This window comes from Streptomyces sp. 5K101, assembly GCF_046506645.1.
Classification (GTDB): domain Bacteria; phylum Actinomycetota; class Actinomycetes; order Streptomycetales; family Streptomycetaceae; genus Streptomyces.
In genome coordinates this window covers 1-15,327 of the sequence record NZ_JBKFFO010000036.1, presented here as the reverse complement: position 1 = coordinate 15,327, position 15,327 = coordinate 1, and the positions used below count along the sequence as shown (strand labels likewise).

Sequence of the window (15,327 nt, the reverse complement as noted above, 5' to 3'; positions counted from 1 at the left end):
TGGGCTGGTTGCTGTGAGCGAGCGCAAGTCCTACAAGACCGACCTGTCCGATGAGCAGTGGTCGCTGGTCGGGAGCCGGTGATCACCGCGTGGAAGGCCGCGCACTCCTCGGTCAGCGGCCATCAGGGCCGGTACGCGATGCGGGAGATCGTCAACGCGCTGCTCTACCAGGGCCGCACCGGCTGCCAGTGGGACCTGCTGCCGCACGACTTCCCGCCGCCCGGCGCGGTGAAGTACTACTTCTACACATGGCGCGACGACGGCACCGACCAGACCATCCACGACCTGCTGCGCTGGCAGGTGCGGGAGAAGGCGCGCCGGAAGGCGGACCCGAGCCTGGTGGTGCTCGACACCCAGAGCGTGCACGCGGCGGCCGGGGTGCCCGCGCAGACGACGGGGCGTGATGCGGCAAAAAAAGTACCGGGCCGCAAGCGCGGCCTGGCCGTTGACGTCCTGGGGCTGGTGATCGCGGTGGTCGTGGTGGCCGCGTCGGCGCACGAGAACGCCGTCGGCATCACGCTGCTGGACAAGGTCGCCGCCGAAACCGACACCGTCGAGAAGGCCCTGGTCGACCAAGGCTTCAAGAACGCCGTCGTCGCGCACGGCCAACAGGTGGCATCGAGGTGGAGATCGTGGAGCGCAATCCGGCACAGACCGGGTTCGTTCCCCAGGCAAAGCGGTGGATCGTAGAGCGCGCCTACGGGATCTTGATGCTGCACCGCAGGCTGGTGCGCGACTACGAGCACCTGCCCCGCACCTCCGAGTCGCGGGTGTACTGGGCGATGACCGCGGTGATACTGCGCCGGCTGACCGGGGCTGCCGCGCCGGCCTGGCGCACCGCATGACCGGCGGGGAGCTGACGCTCGGGGCGGTGCTGGCCAGGCTGGAGGAGCGCGAGCGGGAGCTCGCCGCGCAGGCCGAGGCGGCCAGGGAGCGGATCGCGGAACTCTCCGCGCAGCTGGAGGAGCTTCACCGGACCGCCGAGGAGATCCGGATCACCCGCAAAACGCTGCTGGAGCTGCCCGAGCCGACTCCGCCTGCGCCGCCACCGCCGAAGCTGCCGGACCATCCGGCCTACCAGCAGATCATGGCGGTGTTCACCGCGGCCGACGGCCCGCTGCGGGCCCGGCAGGTGTGCGAGGCGATGGACCTGCAGATCGCACCCAACACCGTCAACAACGCCCGTCTGAAGCTCAAGCGGCTTGTCGAGCGCGGGATCCTGGTCGAGACCGAGCAGGGCTTGTTCACCCAGCCGCGGCCGTAAGCCGCCCGGCATCGCCGCGACCTGCCCACTCACCCCAGACGAAGCAGCGAATCGGGCACCAAGTCTCATACCGCCCTCTGAGATGACCGTCAAGCCCTCGTCCGCCCACCGAGCGGGCGCTGCGCCAGTGCCCACTGCACGAGCCGTGGGGTCACGTGGCGGTGCAGTAGGGGATGGAGTCGAGGTTCTTCACGTAGCGTGCGGCAGCCCAGCCGCGGAGGTTCTGGCCGAGTTGGTACCAGATGTTGTTGCCCTTGACCGACTGGCCTTTGGATTTGCAGTCGATCGTGATGGTCTGGCCGGGGCGGAGGGTGCCGACTACGGCGGAGCGGGTAGTGGGCTGCTTGCGCACGTTCACAGGCTTCTTGGAGATGACTTTCCCGCGGCCGGCAGCGGTTTGGCATCTCGGAATGTTCTGCCAGTAGCAGGTGGCCTGGACCAGGCCGTACCGGTACTCGGTGCCGGTACCGGGGATGGGCAGGGAGTCGCGCCCGATCCGGTCGAAGACGCGTCGGTAGTCGCCTTTGCAGTCGCCGGAGTTCAGGCACAGCGCGATGGTTCCCGCGACGAACGGCGCGGCCATGCTGGTTCCGGACAGCACGTCGTAGGGGTGGAGGAACAAGTCATTCGGGTAGGTGGGTCCGGTCGACCAGATGCCGACGCCCGGGGCGGCGATCTCCACCCAGTCCGCGCCGTAGCTGGAGAATCCTGCCCGCTGGTTGTCCTGGTCGATGGCGGCGACACCGAGGACCTCGGGGTAGGCGGCCGGGTAATTCCGTTGGGTGATGCCGTCGTTCCCTGCCGCAGCGACAAGGATGACCCCGGCTGCGGCCGCCACCTTGACGGCCTGGTGCAGCACCGGGTGGTCATTAGGGGTGACGAACTCGATGTTGGCGATCCGGATGTTCTTTGCCTTCGCGTTGCGGGCCACCCAGAGCAGGCCTGCCGCAAGATTAGAGATCGTGGCGCCATGATCTTCGCCGATGATCTTGACCGACCACAGCTTGACGCCCTGGGCCGCGCCCACGACGCCGATGCCGTTGTTCGGTGCCTGGATAATCCCGGCCACATGAGTGCCGTGACCGTTGCGGTCCAACACGGTGGCGTCGTCAGAGAAGTTGATCGCTCCGGCCACCCGCAGGTCGGGGTGGCCAAGGTCCACACCGGTGTCCAGATTTGCCACGCTGACCCGCGGCGGGGCGGGCACCCTGGTCTCGGTGGACGCACCGATGCGGAACAGACCCCATTGCTCGGCGCGCAGCGGGTCGCCAGCGAACGGCACGCCGCTCCTCCCGTTCCGGCGGGGAGGCCTGTGCCCAGTGGCGGTGGTCCCGCTCTTGGGCGGCTTCGGCAGTCGGCCCACCCGGTCGGGTTCGACGAAGTGGACCCGCGGGTCGCGGCGGATGGCAGCGATCTGCTCAGGGGTCGCCTCGATGGTGTAGCCCTTGAGGGCCTGCACGCCGGCGGCCACGTCGTAGACGTGCCCCACCTTCGCCCGGTAAGGGGCCGCGTGCGCTCTGGCGAGGGTGCCCGGGTCGGTGACGGAGTTCTTCAGCACCACGATCCACCGTCTTACGGGCGGCACGTCAGCCGCCTGAGCCGATCCCGGCACCAGGGCGGAGATCAGCGTGCACACCACCAGTGTGGCCAGCGTGCCCGCCACGCGTGCTGACCGTCCAGTCCGCCAGGTAAGCATCCGATCTCCCGTCACCCCAGCACGAAACCTTGCCAGTTGCTTGAGATTGGGAAGGTACGACGCTTCCGCTGTATGTCTGGCGTCCCACACCGGCGAAGCGGATCACCCCACCCCGGTGGCCGAGCCTGCACTGATCCGGACCGGGGGTCGTGCAGTCCTGCCGTAACTGAGAGAGAGACGTGCCGCGGCAGCGAGCAGGAGCCGAAGGGCGCAAGGAGGCAACGGCTGCTCCGCCCACCTAGATCGGCAACGCATTCACCAGCGCCCACGGAACCACGCCCTTTTGAACCACGGGACGCGAACCAGCCGGGCCTGGGGACCATAAAGCTATCGCCTCACACCCACAGCACTACCTCGGACACCCCGGCTCAGCCCAAGCGTCGGCGCACGTCACACGATAGGGGTGGCTCTCATTCTCGTTGCCGATCATGAACTCCGGTTCTGTCCTTCCCTGCCACGGGTGGAGCAACGTGGCTCTCAATCTCGTTGCCCAAGTGGCTCCCACTCAGCTCAGGAAGCCGGTGTTGCGACGACCGGTTGAGTCCAGGCAGGAAGCGGGCCTCGGAGTTCGCGCGTGTCATCGCTCCGGCCTTCGATGCGGCGCTGGGCATTCGGACGCTGGGCGCCGGGCCTGGGCGTCGGCTCGTGGGTATCGCGGAGCTGGGGCGGCCCGTGAGGCTGCGGCTTGCTGCTGCGGCTGCCCGCGGGGCGCCGGCGACGTGGCGCGTCGAAGACTGTCGGCGTTGAAGTTGTGGATCACGTCGCGGACCCGGTCACCACTGGTGAACGTCACCTCGGCGATCCTCGTTGCGGGCATGCCCTGCGCGTAGAGCAGCACCATCTGTGCCCTCCGCCAGGTCACCACCGACCCCGTGCCTCTGCGGATGATCCGCAACAGGCGCTGGCCCTCGTCGCCATCGATCTCACGGACGCGCACTCGTTCTGCCATCCGCATTGCTTGGCGGCCCGATGCCGCTGGAGCACGGTGTTCAGAAGGAGTCGCTGGAATCGGCTGCGAGGGTCTTGCCCACGACTGCTGACCGGGCCGTCGACTGCCACACAGATACCAAAGACACGATCGTGGCTGGTCCAGCCGTTGACGCGGCCACGGTTATGGCTGATCTGCACCCGCATCCTGGCGGGGTCCACAGACGACACCAAGTGCAAGTAGACCGTCCCGGCGACACGGGCGAGGACGATGTCCCCGGCCTCCACCTTCGAAACCGTTCGACCGGAGCAACGACCCAAAGCGGCTGGCGCGAAACTGTCCTTGGGGCAAGGTGACTGACGCTCCCTGGGGCACGACGACGCCGAGGCAGACGACCTCGTACACTCGGCCCCCTGCTTCCGGCCGCCGCCGGATCGGCATGCCATCCAGGGAAGGACCTGTCGACGTGAGTCCCGCAGACCGGCAAGACGCGCCCATCTACGCCGAGCTCGTCGCAGAGCGAGGAGACGTCGTGGCTGAAGCGCGGCTGACGGCGGATCGCGCGCGGTACGAGCTGCAGAGGGTGCTGGACTTCGGTGACGTGCGCGCGCCGCAGTTCCGCTGAGATCACCAGCACCGTACGAGGCTGCCGCCAGTTCCGTAGCTTGCTGACCGGATCAGGGGTCCGCGGCGGCATCGGCTTCGAGGAGATGGGCACCGCGGACCTGGGCCAGGCTCGCACAACGTATCCGAGACTGTCTTGCCAGCCGCCCTGTGGAGTTGCTCCGCGCCGTTCATGCTGCTGCGCTTCATCCTCGCCCTCGTGTACGGCATCGGCGACGCCCGGAGCTGGACACCCCGCACAACGCCGCTGGCGAGGGCTGCTAGCCATAATCCACGTCGCGATGATCGACCTCATAAGCCGACGACTAACCCGGGAATACACCCCGAACTGGCGCGACACATGAACCCGAACCAAACACTCCCACCAGGACAAAACGCTCTTGAAGCGACCTTCCCAGCCTTACCCGACGGGATCCGCCATCTCATGCGCAGCGATGACTGCCGCCAGGAGTGACAAGGTGCATCCGGTCATCGGGGCGATGGGGTCTCGGTCTGGTCGTCGGAATGGTGGAAGAGTTCGGCGACGTCGACATGGAGCGCGTCGGCGAGGGTGAAGACCTTGTCGAGCGACACGTTGCGTTTGCCGCCCTCGACTCCCACGTAAAAGGCTCGGTTCAGGCCCGCTGCCTGCGCCAGTTGGGCCTGGGAGAGGTCAGCCTTCATGCGCAGGGCCAGGAGACGCCGTCCAAAGGCTTGGCGTCGGGCCAGCACCGTGGTGTTGACCGGTGCAGCAGGCGTGTTGGACATGGCCACACGGTAGCGCACACCCGGCAGTGTTGCTTATAAGCAACATTGCTGTGTAGCTTAATCGCACCATGGGAAGGGGTGGTGGCATGTCAGGTGGTGAGGAATCGGCGCTCAGGCGGGCCCGGTTAGCGAGGAACTGGACGCTGGACGAGGCGGCCGACCGGCTGAACGCCATCACCGGCGGTTCCGCGGATGCGAGTGTGATGAGTGCCTGGGAATCCGGGCGCAGGCGTACCGGTAAACGCAACCGGGCCGGGCTGTGCCAGCTGTACCGCGAGCGCAGTGACGTGCTGTTCGCTCACCAGGACGGTGCCCCGGCCGGCCTCGTCGGATTAGCGCCGGCCGACGCTGTCATCAAGGTGCTCACGCGCTGGACCGACCTGATCGACGCGATGGTGGAGGTCGTCGCCGGCGCGCGGGAGCAGCTCGTCGTCACCGGCTCCCGCAGCCGAGAGCAGACGTACCTCGCGGCGATCGAGACGGCCGTCGTCCAGCAGGCAGATCTCATTCACTATCGAGTGCTGTACGGGCCGCCGCGTCACCAGGCACTGAGCGATCATCTGGTGCGTCTGCTGGAGCTGCGCGATCCGTGCGAGCGGCGCAATGGGGTAAAGACCCTGCACATCGGCATGGTGGACAGGGCCGGGGCGCCGGAGCGGTTCTTTGTCGCTTCCGAGACCGCCGCTGTGGTGCCCCTGCCTTCCTTCCACGGGGCCGACGGTTTCGACTGCGGCGCCCTGCTCAGCAGAGAGGCAGCCGTCGGGCTGGTCCGCCACGGCCGTGAGGCGTGTGCATCAGCGCGCCCGGTCGAGACGATCGACGCCGTGCGCGCCCTGCCGCGCCGACTCAACTGACCTAGGGGAGAAGCGTGAGTCAGAACCTTCTGCAGGCGGCCCAGGCCCGCACCGGATCCGTGATCAGTCTTGCTCAGGAGCTGATCCGCTGCCCGAGTCGGGGAGGGATCGACGTCTATGGGCCGGTCCTGGAGGTGCTGGAGGGGTGGCTCGCTGCTCACACTGTTCCCCACCGGCGGCTGCATGAAGCAAGCGGGGAACTGGTGGGTCTGCTGGTGGAGATCCCAGGCGGCCTGCCAGGACGGTGGTGGGCCCTCGACGCCTGCCTGGACACAGCCCCCTACGGTGACCAGGAGGCCTGGTCGTTCCCACCCACGGCGGGGGAGGTGCGGGACGGATGGCTGCTGGGGCGCGGCGCGGCGGACTCCAAACTCGCTGCCGCAGCGTTCTGCCACATCGCTGCCGACCTGATGCCGCGCGCCGCGGACCTGCGCGGCGGTCTTGCCGTACTGCTCGACGTCGACGAGCACACCGGCGGCTTCGGAGGCGCCCGTGCCTACCTTGCCGATCCGCACGCCCACCGTCCTGCAGGCGTCATGATCGGTTACCCCGGGCTGGACGATGTCGTCGTCGGCGGCCGGGGCCTGTGGCGAGCCACACTCACCGTCCACGCGCTCTCCGGCCACTCCGGATCGAGCCGCACCGTCGTCGGCGCGATCTCCCGCGCCGCGCACCTCGTACGTCTGCTGGATGCCGCCGAACTACCCGGCACGGAGGCGGCGTCGGGGTTCCCTCTGCCGCCGAAGCTGTCGGTCACCTCCATCCACGGCGGCGAGGGCTTCTCGGTCACCCCTGACCGCTGTGACGTGAACGTGGACGTGCGCACGGTTCCGGCGTTCGACGCGCACGACGCAGAGACGCTGGTGCGAAAGGCGGTTGCCGAGCTCGATGCCCATCTGCCTGCCCCCACGCCGACCCAGGTGACGCCGGTCGCCTCCTGGCCGCATTTCCAGTTGGCCGAGGACGAGCAGCCGGCCGCCGCGCTCCTGAACGCCGCCCGTGTTGTCGGCATCAGGCCCCGGGCGAAGGTCGCGGGTCCGTCGAACATCGGCAACCTGCTTGCCGGCGAAGGCATCGCGGCCACCGCCGGATTTGGCGTGCGCTACGAGGGCCTGCACGGCATCGACGAGCGGGCCCATCTCGCTGACCTTCCCCAGGTCTACGCCGCCTACCAGCACGCGGTATTCGAGCTGCTGAAACAGGGCTGAGACGCACCAGCCTGTCCCAGTCTTCTCCCAGGAGCGGTACCAAGAAGTCCCCAACTCCGTCTCTGGGAACAGGACTTCGAATCCGGTGAAGTAGAGGCAGCACCACCTCCCCACCGAAGGATGGCGGGGAGGCCGTCATGGCCGAGCCGGCCGGACCCGTCAGGTGGCCGCCTGCCACCTGCGCAAGGGCCTGGCGCGCACGGCCGATATTTCGGAAGGCTGTCATGCACCACGAACACGGACACGATCACCGGATCGCCTTCGAGGCCGAGACCGAGGCCGGTGTGTACGTCGCACCGGCTGTGAGCGACCTGGGTTCCGTCACCGAGGTCACCCTGGGCCACGCGGGCGTCGACCGCGTGGACGACACCCAGTACTTCATCTGACCACCCGCCCGCTTCGGGCATCGTCGTTCAGCTCACCGTCTCATCCCTTCTCTGCGAGAGGCAGAACCAGCATGCAGGTCACCGTCACCACCACCGATGAGCAGCAGTCGGCAGCCCCCGAGGCCGCCTACGTCACGCCGGGCGTGAGCGACCTCGGCACGGTCACGAAGGTCACCCTCGGCCACGCGGGTGGCAACAACGCCGACGACACCCAGTACTACAGCAACTGGTAACCGGCATCGCCGCGGGCACGGCTCCCCTTCTCCAGGGGGGTCGTGCCCGCCGTGCGTTCCGGACCCGACTCAAAGGAGGAATTCATGCGTTTCATGGTCGGAGCGTTCTCCCCGCCAGGCCCTGCCGGTGTCGAAGCAGGGCAGCTGTCCGGTCTGCAGCCCCGCGGCGCCATCCGACTGCCGTTCGACGGGCCGCCGCTCTGGGCGGCCGGATACCGGCCGGGCGAGGTCGCCCACAGCCCTGCCCGGGGCGGGAACGCCGAAGTCCTCGCCGCCGGCACCTGTCTGGCCACCGATGCCGAGCTGCGCGAGGCCCGCGACGCGGCCGAGCGCGGTACGTGGGCCCACGCGACACGGCTGCCCGGCTCCTATCTCGCCGTCGTGCGGCACCACCGCACGGTGCACATCGTCGGCGACCGGGCCGGGGTGCACGTCGTCTACTGGACCACGGACGGCAACCACGTGTTGTGGTCGACCTCGCAACTCGCCCTCGCCGCCTACCGTGGAGCCGAGCCGGACCTGGTACCGCTGCTCACGGCAATCAGCGTGCAGGGCGTCGATCCCCTAAAGCGGGCGAGCAGCTTCCTCGGAGTCCACCGTGTCCCGCCCGGATCCGCGCTCGTCCTGGAACCCGGCCGCCCGCCACGGACCGAACCGGTCCCCGCACCGAGCCGCACGGCGACGCTTGAGCAGACCGGGGAACTCCTCGGCCCGCGACTGACGACGGCCGTGCACCGTCGCTGCGCCGGCCACCCGGGTGCCGTGTCCGCGGACCTGTCCGGCGGCATCGACAGCAGCTGCATTGCCTCGCTTGCCGCTGCCCGCCATCCGCTCCTGGCCGTCACCTACACCGACGCTCAGATGGCCGACCAGGACGACGTCCGCTACGCCCGCGCCGTCGCAGCCGAGTACCCGTCGATCACCCACCTCGAGATCAACGGCAGCCGTGAGAAGGTACGACACTTCGACGGCCTCACCGACCCGGCCACCCTGCCGCTCACGGACAGCCCCTCGCTGAGCGTCGGTCTGCTCGCGATCAAACGCGCCCAACTGGCCCCGGCTCGTGCCCACAATGCCGGACTTCACCTCACCGGCCGCGGCGGGGACAACTGCCTCGACTCCATCCCCCTCACAGCTGTCGACCGACTGCGTACCAGTGACAAGGTCCGGGCGGTCCAGCAACTGGCCGCGTTCGCCCGCGCTCGCCGCGCCCCACTGCACTCGTGCCTTGCCCAGGCAGCGGTCACCGCCCGCACCCCGCAGCCGCGCGCACTTCAGCGCCTGGCCGCCCGTCTGCGACGAACCGGCTCACGGTCGGGCGCGGCGTTCCTGCAGCCCGCGCAGCTCCTCGCCTGGTGCGGTACGTTGCCCGCCGCCGACTGGCTCGCCCCAGGTGGTCGCCGCCTGGTGGCCGACCTCATCGACGCCCGCGCCGCCACCGCCGACCCGGACGCCCTGCCCGGCGCGACGCATGAACGCCTCGCGCTGGAGCGCATGGCCGAGGAACAGGCCACCTACGATCAGATCACGCGCCAGCTGTGGAAGCTTCCGATGCACGCCCCCTACCTGGATACACCGGTGGTGGACGCCTGCCTTGCAGTTCCCGGCTGGGAGCGCTGGGCACCAGGCGACTTCAAGCCCCTCGCCCGGCACGCGCTCACCGGCGCCGTCCCCGGCCATCTGCTCACACGTCGGACCAAGACCGCGATGACCGCCAGCCTCCACCTCGGCGTCCGCGCCAACCACGCCACCCTGAACGCCGTCATCACCGGCTCCCGGCTTGCCGCAGCCGGACTCATCGACCCCACGCCCGCCCTCGCCGCCCTTGCCGCGGCCGCGCGGGGCGAGACGGCACCGCTCGGCTCCCTGCACTACCTGATCGCCGCCGAACTGTGGCTCACCACCCTCACGATCAGCCGCGAGCACTGGTGGCAACCGGCCGCCGAGACCACGGAGATACCCGCATGACCCACACGACCGGCCTGTACTGCGCCATCACCGCGCACGGAACCGCACTCCTCGACACCCGCCACGGGCGCGGACAATGGCGCTTCCTCGACCCCATCAGCACCGAACTCTGGCAACGCATCGTTGCCGGCACCCCGACCGCGGATGCGATCGACACCCTGACCCGGAGCTGGGCCGCACGCGGAGCCGACTCACAGACCGTACGGACCGACCTGACCCGCGTCGCCGACGACCTCACCAAAAGGCGCCTGCTGACACCGGCCGCAGTCGCCGACCCCAGCCCCCGGCCGGCACGCGTCCGCGTTGCACGCCACCAGCCCTCGACCTTCCCGGCCCGGCTCGCCGCCCACACCGGCCTCGCGCTCGCCCTGACTCTGCTGCGCTGCCTGCCGCTGCGCCTCACCCTCACTCTCGCCCGCACCGCCCGCCGCATGCCCGGCAGGCCCGCATCCCTCACCCGAGCAGAAGCCCTGCACGCGGCCGTCCGGCAGGCGGCCCGCGGCTGGCCCGGCCGCGCCGCGTGCCTGGAGGAGTCCCTCGCCACCCTCCTTGCCGGAGCCTTGACCGGACAGCGGATGCACTTCGTCCTCGGAGCAACGTTCCTGCCCCACGGCGCGCATGCCTGGAACGAGGCCGACGGCCACATCATCGGCCAGGCACCCGAAGACGAGGTCTGGCCCTACGAGGCGGTCCTGAAGATCTAACGCTCGAACTGAAATTCGCCACCCCTCGCCACCGCAACCACCCATACGGGTGAACAGTTGCTCCGGACGTGACCGACACACTCCACTCAAAAATCACGTCCGGAGCCCCCCGCCCGACGCCCCGCCGCATCCTGCGCCGCACCACTCGCACCCACACAGAACCCGACGCACTGCCGCAGTACACCGTCAGCGCCGAGCGCCACGACGACGCCCTCACCGACCCACCCTGGACCATGGCCCGCCGCCTGCCCGCCCTGGCCGCCCTCGTCCTGCGCCTCGCCTGGCACGCCGACCGCCGTGCCGTCGCCTGGATGGCAGCCCTCCAACTCACCTGCGGCGCCATGACCGCCGCCGGCCTCTACGCCACCCGCGGAGCGTTCCAGCACCTGTTCGCCACCGGCCCGGTCACCGACCGCCTCCACGACGCCTGGCCCGCGCTCGCCGCCATCACCGCAGCCGCCATCGCCCGTGCCGCCGCCTCCGCCAAAACCCTCACCATCACCGCCCGCCTCGGACCCAAGGTCGACGGCCGCGCCGAACTGGCCTACCTCGAGGCAGCCACCCGCGCACCGCTCGCCGCCTACGACGACCCCACCTGGTGCGACCACAGCGAAGCCGCCAACCGCGCCTCAAAAGACGCCCATCTCATGATCGACGCCCTCGCCTCCGTCGCCGCCGCGACCATCGGCATCCTCGCCGCCACCGGAGTCCTCGCCGCCCTCCACCCCACTCTCGTCCCCCTGCTGCTCCTGGCCGTGATCCCGCGCGGTATCGCCGCCGTCGCCGCCGCCCGCGCCGCCCACCGCGCCGAACGCCATACCCTCACCGACCGCCGCCTGCGCCACACCCTCATGTACTACGCCTCCGGCCGCCCCACCGCGCTCGACATCCGTGCGAACACGATGCGCGCCTGGCTGCTGGCCGAGTTCGCCGACGTCACCCACCGACTCGAAGCCCACGCCGCCCGCGTCGGCCGCAGCACTGCCCGCTACCAGCTGCTCGGCGACACCGTCTCCGGCACCGGCATGCTCCTCGTCTACGCGGCCCTGCTCGCCCTCGTCACCACCGGGAACGTGCCCCTGGCCGCCGCCGGCACCGCGCTCATCGCCGTCCTGACCGGCCGCAATCTCCTCACCGGCCTCGTCACCGGCCTGCACACCACCTACAAAGTCGGCCTCTACCTCAGCGACTGGGACACCTTCACCAGCACCAGCACCAGCACAGGAACGGCCACCGTGCCAGACACAGACGCAGACACAGACGCTGCGCCACCGGCCCCCGTACCGGCCCACCCCGCGACCATTCGCGCCGAGAACCTGGCCTTCCATTACCCCGGCTCGAGCGAACCCGCCCTCCAAGACATCAACCTCACCCTGCATCGAGGTCAGGTCCTCGCGATCGTCGGCCACAACGGCGCCGGGAAGTCCACCCTCGCCAAACTCCTCGCCGGCCTCTACCAGCCCACCAGCGGCACCGTCTTCTGGGACGACACCGACCTCGCCACCACCGAACCCGAAGCCGTCTGGCAGCACCTCGCCATGCTGCCCCAGGACATCTCCCGCTGGCAGACCTCCGCACGCCACAACATCACCCTCGGCCAAGGCCCCGGCGACGACGCCTCCATCCGTGCCGCCACCCACGCCGCCGGAGCCGACACCGTCATCGACCAGCTCCCCGACGGACTCGACACCTACCTCTCCCCCTCCCAGTGGGGAGGACGCGACCTCTCACCCGGCCAGTGGCAACGACTCGCCGCCGCCCGCGCCTTCTACCGCACCGACGCCGCCCTCCTCATCTGCGACGAACCCACCAGCGCGCTCGACCCCCGTGCCGAAGAGGCCATGTACGAACGCATCCGCACCCTCAGCAAAGGCCGCACCGTCGTCCTCATCACCCACCGCCTCGGATCCACCCGCAACGCCGACCACATCATCGTCCTCGGCCAAGGCCGCATCCTCGAACAAGGCACCCACCACACCCTGCTCAGCACCGACGACTCCGAATACGCCGCCATGTGGAAACTCCAGGCCAGCAACTACGAGCGAACCTGATCACCGTCGAACCTCCTCTCGAACAGCTCGCGACCCGACACCGCAGACCAAACAGCCGATTCCGGGATGAAACAATGGAACAAAACGACCTCTAAGGCCGGCAGGCAGCACATCGCTGCCGGCGCCTCCCGGCTGCGCCCGATCGTCGCAGAGGCGGCCGCAAACCGGGGAAAGATCGCGTTTACTGTCCGTGCGAAGAAGAGGGCATTCACGCACGACCCCGGCCGGTCTGGCCGGTGCCATTCGGTCGGCAATGGTCCAACCACCTGCGCTGTTGGACAGCGGCAGACCTGACCGATCGCGTACGCCGTCGATCGCGTGAGACTTGGCAATCACACGACGGCGAACCTCCCCAGGACCCGCAAACAGATGGGGCGGGAACGACAGGAAAGCCCCGCGCCGTGTCGCTGCGCCAAGAGGCGCAGGGCGCCATTTGCCAGCCCCCCCGCAGTGGGTGAAGAGTGGGTCACATAGAGCCTGTGCGCCGTCGAGCTGAGTTCCGGCCGTCGCGGGCAGTGGCGGTCCCGAATGGGCCCGCATTCAAATCAGCACATCCCCAACGCCTCTGGAACCGTCATGGCCAGAACCGCCCGGCGGAACGTATCACGCATTGTTTGCGCCTCCAGTCTGTCCCTCGCTCTCGCACTGCCGGCAGGCATCACCAACGCTGCGGCCGCCCCTGAGACCCCAGGCAAAGCCTCGATTGCCGCGCCTGCACAGACACCAGAACCGCCAGCTCCCGAAGAACCACCAGCTCCGGAGCAACCACCAGCTCCCGAAGAACCAGCAGAGCAGGAAGAACCACCAGCTCCGGAGGAACCGCCGGCTCCCGAAGAACCACCAGCTCCCGAGCAACCGCCGGCTCCGGAGGAACCGCCGGCTCCGGAGGAACCGCCGGCTCCGGAGGAACCGCCGGCTCCGGAGGAACCACCGGCTCCGGAGGAACCACCGGCTCCGGAGGAACCAGCAGAGCAGGAAGAACCACCAGCTCCGGAGGAACCAGCAGAGCAGGAAGAACCACCAGCTCCGGAGGAACCAGCAGAGCAGGAAGAACCACCAGCTCCGGAGGAACCAGCAGAGCAGGAAGAGGTGAAGCCACCCCCGGAGCTGAAGAAGGAAGTGGAGGAACTTACAGACCAGCAGGAAGTCCCCACGGAGCTGAAGGAGACCGGACAGCAACTGATCTCTGCCCTGGAGGAAAGCCAGGGCTCGAAGACACCACCTGAAGTAAGGAAGCAGACTTCAAAGATCGTGGGGCAGGTGACCGACACGCTGAAGTTCGTCACCGACCCCAAGACACCGCCCGAAGAACAGGCCGAGCTCACCGAGATCGTGGGGCAGGTGACCGACACGCTGGAGATCGTCACCGACCCCAAGACACCGCCCGAAGAACAGGCCGAGCTCACCGAGATCGTGGGGCAGGTGACCGACACGCTGGAGATCGTCACCGACCCCAAGACACCGCCCGAAGAACAGGCCAAAGCGAAGAAGGCCCTGGAACAGCTGTTGAAGCAACTGAAGGAGCTGCGTCACTACCCGAAGGAACAGCCCAAGGAACACCCGAAGGAACAGCCTAAGGAACACCCTAAGGAACACCCTAAGGAACAGCCTAAGGAACAGCCTAAGGAACAGCCCAAGGAACAGCCCAAGGAACAGCCCAAGGAACAGCCCAAGGAACAGCCCAAGGAACAGCCCAAGGAACAGCCCAAGGAACAGCCCAAGGAACAGCCCAAGGAACAGCCCAAGGAACAGCCTGAGGGGTACATGTTGGAGCAAGTTCCCTTCTATTCGATTTACGTACCGGATGCTGAGGTACCCCAAAGTGAGAAAAAGGGTGTGGAAATCGGGTCTCAGCTAGTGGAGTGCGGCAAGGACCTTGCTCCGAGTGCACTCATCGCACCGATAGCAATAATTGTTAAATACATCCAAGTTGGAGAAAAAGTCACGGCCATCATCAAGAACTGGGAAACAGGGGACCTTGAGAAGGTGACTTGGAACGTCCTTGAACTCGTAGGAGGCGCACCCGTAACTTGCGCGAGAGTCGTCATCGTGGCAATAGAGCCGTATGAGGACTAAGACCGTGTCCTATGTGGTGAGGCGGACGAGCCGTTTGTAGCAGCACAGAGCTGCGGCGAGGCCGAGAAAGGCCAGGTAGTTGCGGGGGTGGCGTTCGTAGCGGTGGTTGAGTCTGCGGTATCCGGTCAGCCAGGACATGGTGCGTTCGATGACCCATCTGTGGCGGCCGAGTCGTTCGCTGGACTCGATTCCCTTGCGGGCTATACGGACTGCGATGCGCTTGCCGCGTAACCATTTTCGCAGTTCAGGTATGTCGTACGCCTTGTCGGCGTGGAGTTTGCGTGGCTTGTAGTGCCAGCCGCGGTGGGGGTCGTGTCTCGATTGGAGACCGGCCACCATGGGCTTCAGTCCGAGGCTGTCGTGCGTGTTGGCGGCAGATAGGCCGACGACCAGGGGCAGTCCGTTCGCGTCCGACAGGACGTGCATCTTGGAACCCGCTTTGCCTCGGTCCACGGGGCTCGGTGAACCGTTCCGGGTTCGGTAGAGATCTCAGATGTTGGTTGTGACCTGGGCTTTCGTGGCGCTCAGGTAGTGGTTGGCTTCGTATTCGGCGGGCGGGACGTGCCCTATCTCACCGTGGAGTCGGGT

The 15,327-nt window shown here is 68.0% G+C and carries 12 protein-coding genes and 3 pseudogenes; 11 read left to right on the top strand and 4 right to left on the bottom strand.

Annotated elements, in window-relative coordinates; genetic code table 11:
- Positions 1-13: 13 nt before the first annotated feature.
- Positions 14-845 (top strand): annotated as a pseudogene (locus ACLB9X_RS32980) (IS5 family transposase).
- Entirely contained in the window at positions 842-1,264 is a 423-nt protein-coding gene (locus ACLB9X_RS32975) for a hypothetical protein (protein WP_410364107.1), read from the top strand. The pseudogene ACLB9X_RS32980 and the gene ACLB9X_RS32975 overlap by 4 nt, the downstream one beginning before the upstream one ends.
- Positions 1,265-1,415: 151 nt before the next feature.
- On the opposite strand, the gene ACLB9X_RS32970 is transcribed toward ACLB9X_RS32975, so the two are convergent.
- The 3 genes and pseudogenes from ACLB9X_RS32970 to ACLB9X_RS32960 form a co-directional block, all read right to left on the bottom strand.
- On the bottom strand, positions 1,416-2,927 hold the full coding sequence (locus ACLB9X_RS32970) for a S8 family serine peptidase (protein WP_410364106.1): 1,512 nt from the start codon (positions 2,925-2,927) through the stop codon (positions 1,416-1,418).
- A gap of 758 nt (positions 2,928-3,685) precedes the next feature.
- A pseudogene (locus ACLB9X_RS32965) lies at positions 3,686-3,909 on the bottom strand (helix-turn-helix domain-containing protein); the annotation flags it as partial.
- A gap of 1,071 nt (positions 3,910-4,980) precedes the next feature.
- A complete protein-coding gene (locus tag ACLB9X_RS32960; protein WP_410364105.1) occupies positions 4,981-5,259 on the bottom strand; it encodes a helix-turn-helix domain-containing protein in 279 nt (92 codons plus the stop codon).
- Between the two features lie 86 nt (positions 5,260-5,345).
- Here ACLB9X_RS32960 and ACLB9X_RS32955 point away from each other — a divergent pair, with 86 nt between their 5' ends.
- The 9 genes from ACLB9X_RS32955 to ACLB9X_RS32915 all read left to right on the top strand — a co-directional run bounded on the left by ACLB9X_RS32955 (position 5,346) and on the right by ACLB9X_RS32915 (position 14,739).
- A complete protein-coding gene (locus ACLB9X_RS32955; protein WP_410364104.1) occupies positions 5,346-6,113 on the top strand; it encodes an XRE family transcriptional regulator in 768 nt (255 codons plus the stop codon).
- A gap of 14 nt (positions 6,114-6,127) precedes the next feature.
- Complete coding sequence (locus ACLB9X_RS32950; RefSeq protein WP_410364103.1) at positions 6,128-7,321, top strand: M20 family metallopeptidase; 1,194 nt, start codon at positions 6,128-6,130, stop codon at positions 7,319-7,321.
- A 224-nt stretch (positions 7,322-7,545) separates the two neighbouring features.
- Positions 7,546-7,707, top strand: coding sequence for a lasso RiPP family leader peptide-containing protein (locus ACLB9X_RS32945; protein WP_410364102.1), 162 nt, complete (start codon positions 7,546-7,548; stop codon positions 7,705-7,707).
- Positions 7,708-7,778: 71 nt separating this feature from the next.
- Positions 7,779-7,940 (top strand): hypothetical protein, encoded by a 162-nt coding sequence (locus ACLB9X_RS32940; protein ID WP_410364101.1) that lies wholly within the window; start codon positions 7,779-7,781, stop codon positions 7,938-7,940.
- An 84-nt stretch (positions 7,941-8,024) separates the two neighbouring features.
- The gene (locus tag ACLB9X_RS32935) at positions 8,025-9,908 is read left to right on the top strand and encodes an asparagine synthase-related protein (protein ID WP_410364100.1); all 1,884 of its coding nucleotides are present in this window, start codon (positions 8,025-8,027) and stop codon (positions 9,906-9,908) included.
- On the top strand, positions 9,905-10,612 hold the full coding sequence (locus ACLB9X_RS32930; RefSeq protein ID WP_410364099.1) for a lasso peptide biosynthesis B2 protein: 708 nt from the start codon (positions 9,905-9,907) through the stop codon (positions 10,610-10,612). The genes ACLB9X_RS32935 and ACLB9X_RS32930 overlap by 4 nt, the downstream gene beginning before the upstream one ends.
- A 68-nt stretch (positions 10,613-10,680) precedes the next feature.
- Positions 10,681-12,663, top strand: a complete 1,983-nt coding sequence (locus ACLB9X_RS32925) for an ABC transporter ATP-binding protein (RefSeq protein WP_410364098.1) — start codon at positions 10,681-10,683, stop codon at positions 12,661-12,663.
- 703 nt (positions 12,664-13,366) lie between these two features.
- On the top strand, positions 13,367-13,756 hold the full coding sequence (locus ACLB9X_RS32920) for a hypothetical protein (RefSeq protein ID WP_410364097.1): 390 nt from the start codon (positions 13,367-13,369) through the stop codon (positions 13,754-13,756).
- Positions 13,753-14,739, top strand: a complete 987-nt coding sequence (locus ACLB9X_RS32915) for a hypothetical protein (protein ID WP_410364096.1) — start codon at positions 13,753-13,755, stop codon at positions 14,737-14,739. Before ACLB9X_RS32920 ends, ACLB9X_RS32915 begins: the two co-directional genes overlap by 4 nt.
- A 9-nt stretch (positions 14,740-14,748) precedes the next feature.
- On the opposite strand, the pseudogene ACLB9X_RS32910 reads toward ACLB9X_RS32915, so the two are convergent.
- A pseudogene (locus ACLB9X_RS32910) lies at positions 14,749-15,201 on the bottom strand (IS5 family transposase); the annotation flags it as partial.
- Positions 15,202-15,327 lie beyond the last annotated feature (126 nt).

What these genes read in the sequence shown, in the direction of transcription:
- ACLB9X_RS32975 (WP_410364107.1), top strand. Translation starts at nt 842, where the DNA reads ATGACCGGCGGGGAGCTGACGCTCGGGGCGGTGCTGGCCAGGCTGGAG.
- ACLB9X_RS32960 (WP_410364105.1), bottom strand. Translation starts at nt 5,259, where the DNA reads ATGTCCAACACGCCTGCTGCACCGGTCAACACCACGGTGCTGGCCCGA.
- ACLB9X_RS32955 (WP_410364104.1), top strand. Translation starts at nt 5,346, where the DNA reads ATGTCAGGTGGTGAGGAATCGGCGCTCAGGCGGGCCCGGTTAGCGAGG.
- ACLB9X_RS32945 (WP_410364102.1), top strand. Translation starts at nt 7,546, where the DNA reads ATGCACCACGAACACGGACACGATCACCGGATCGCCTTCGAGGCCGAG.
- ACLB9X_RS32940 (WP_410364101.1), top strand. Translation starts at nt 7,779, where the DNA reads ATGCAGGTCACCGTCACCACCACCGATGAGCAGCAGTCGGCAGCCCCC.
- ACLB9X_RS32935 (WP_410364100.1), top strand. Translation starts at nt 8,025, where the DNA reads ATGCGTTTCATGGTCGGAGCGTTCTCCCCGCCAGGCCCTGCCGGTGTC.
- ACLB9X_RS32930 (WP_410364099.1), top strand. Translation starts at nt 9,905, where the DNA reads ATGACCCACACGACCGGCCTGTACTGCGCCATCACCGCGCACGGAACC.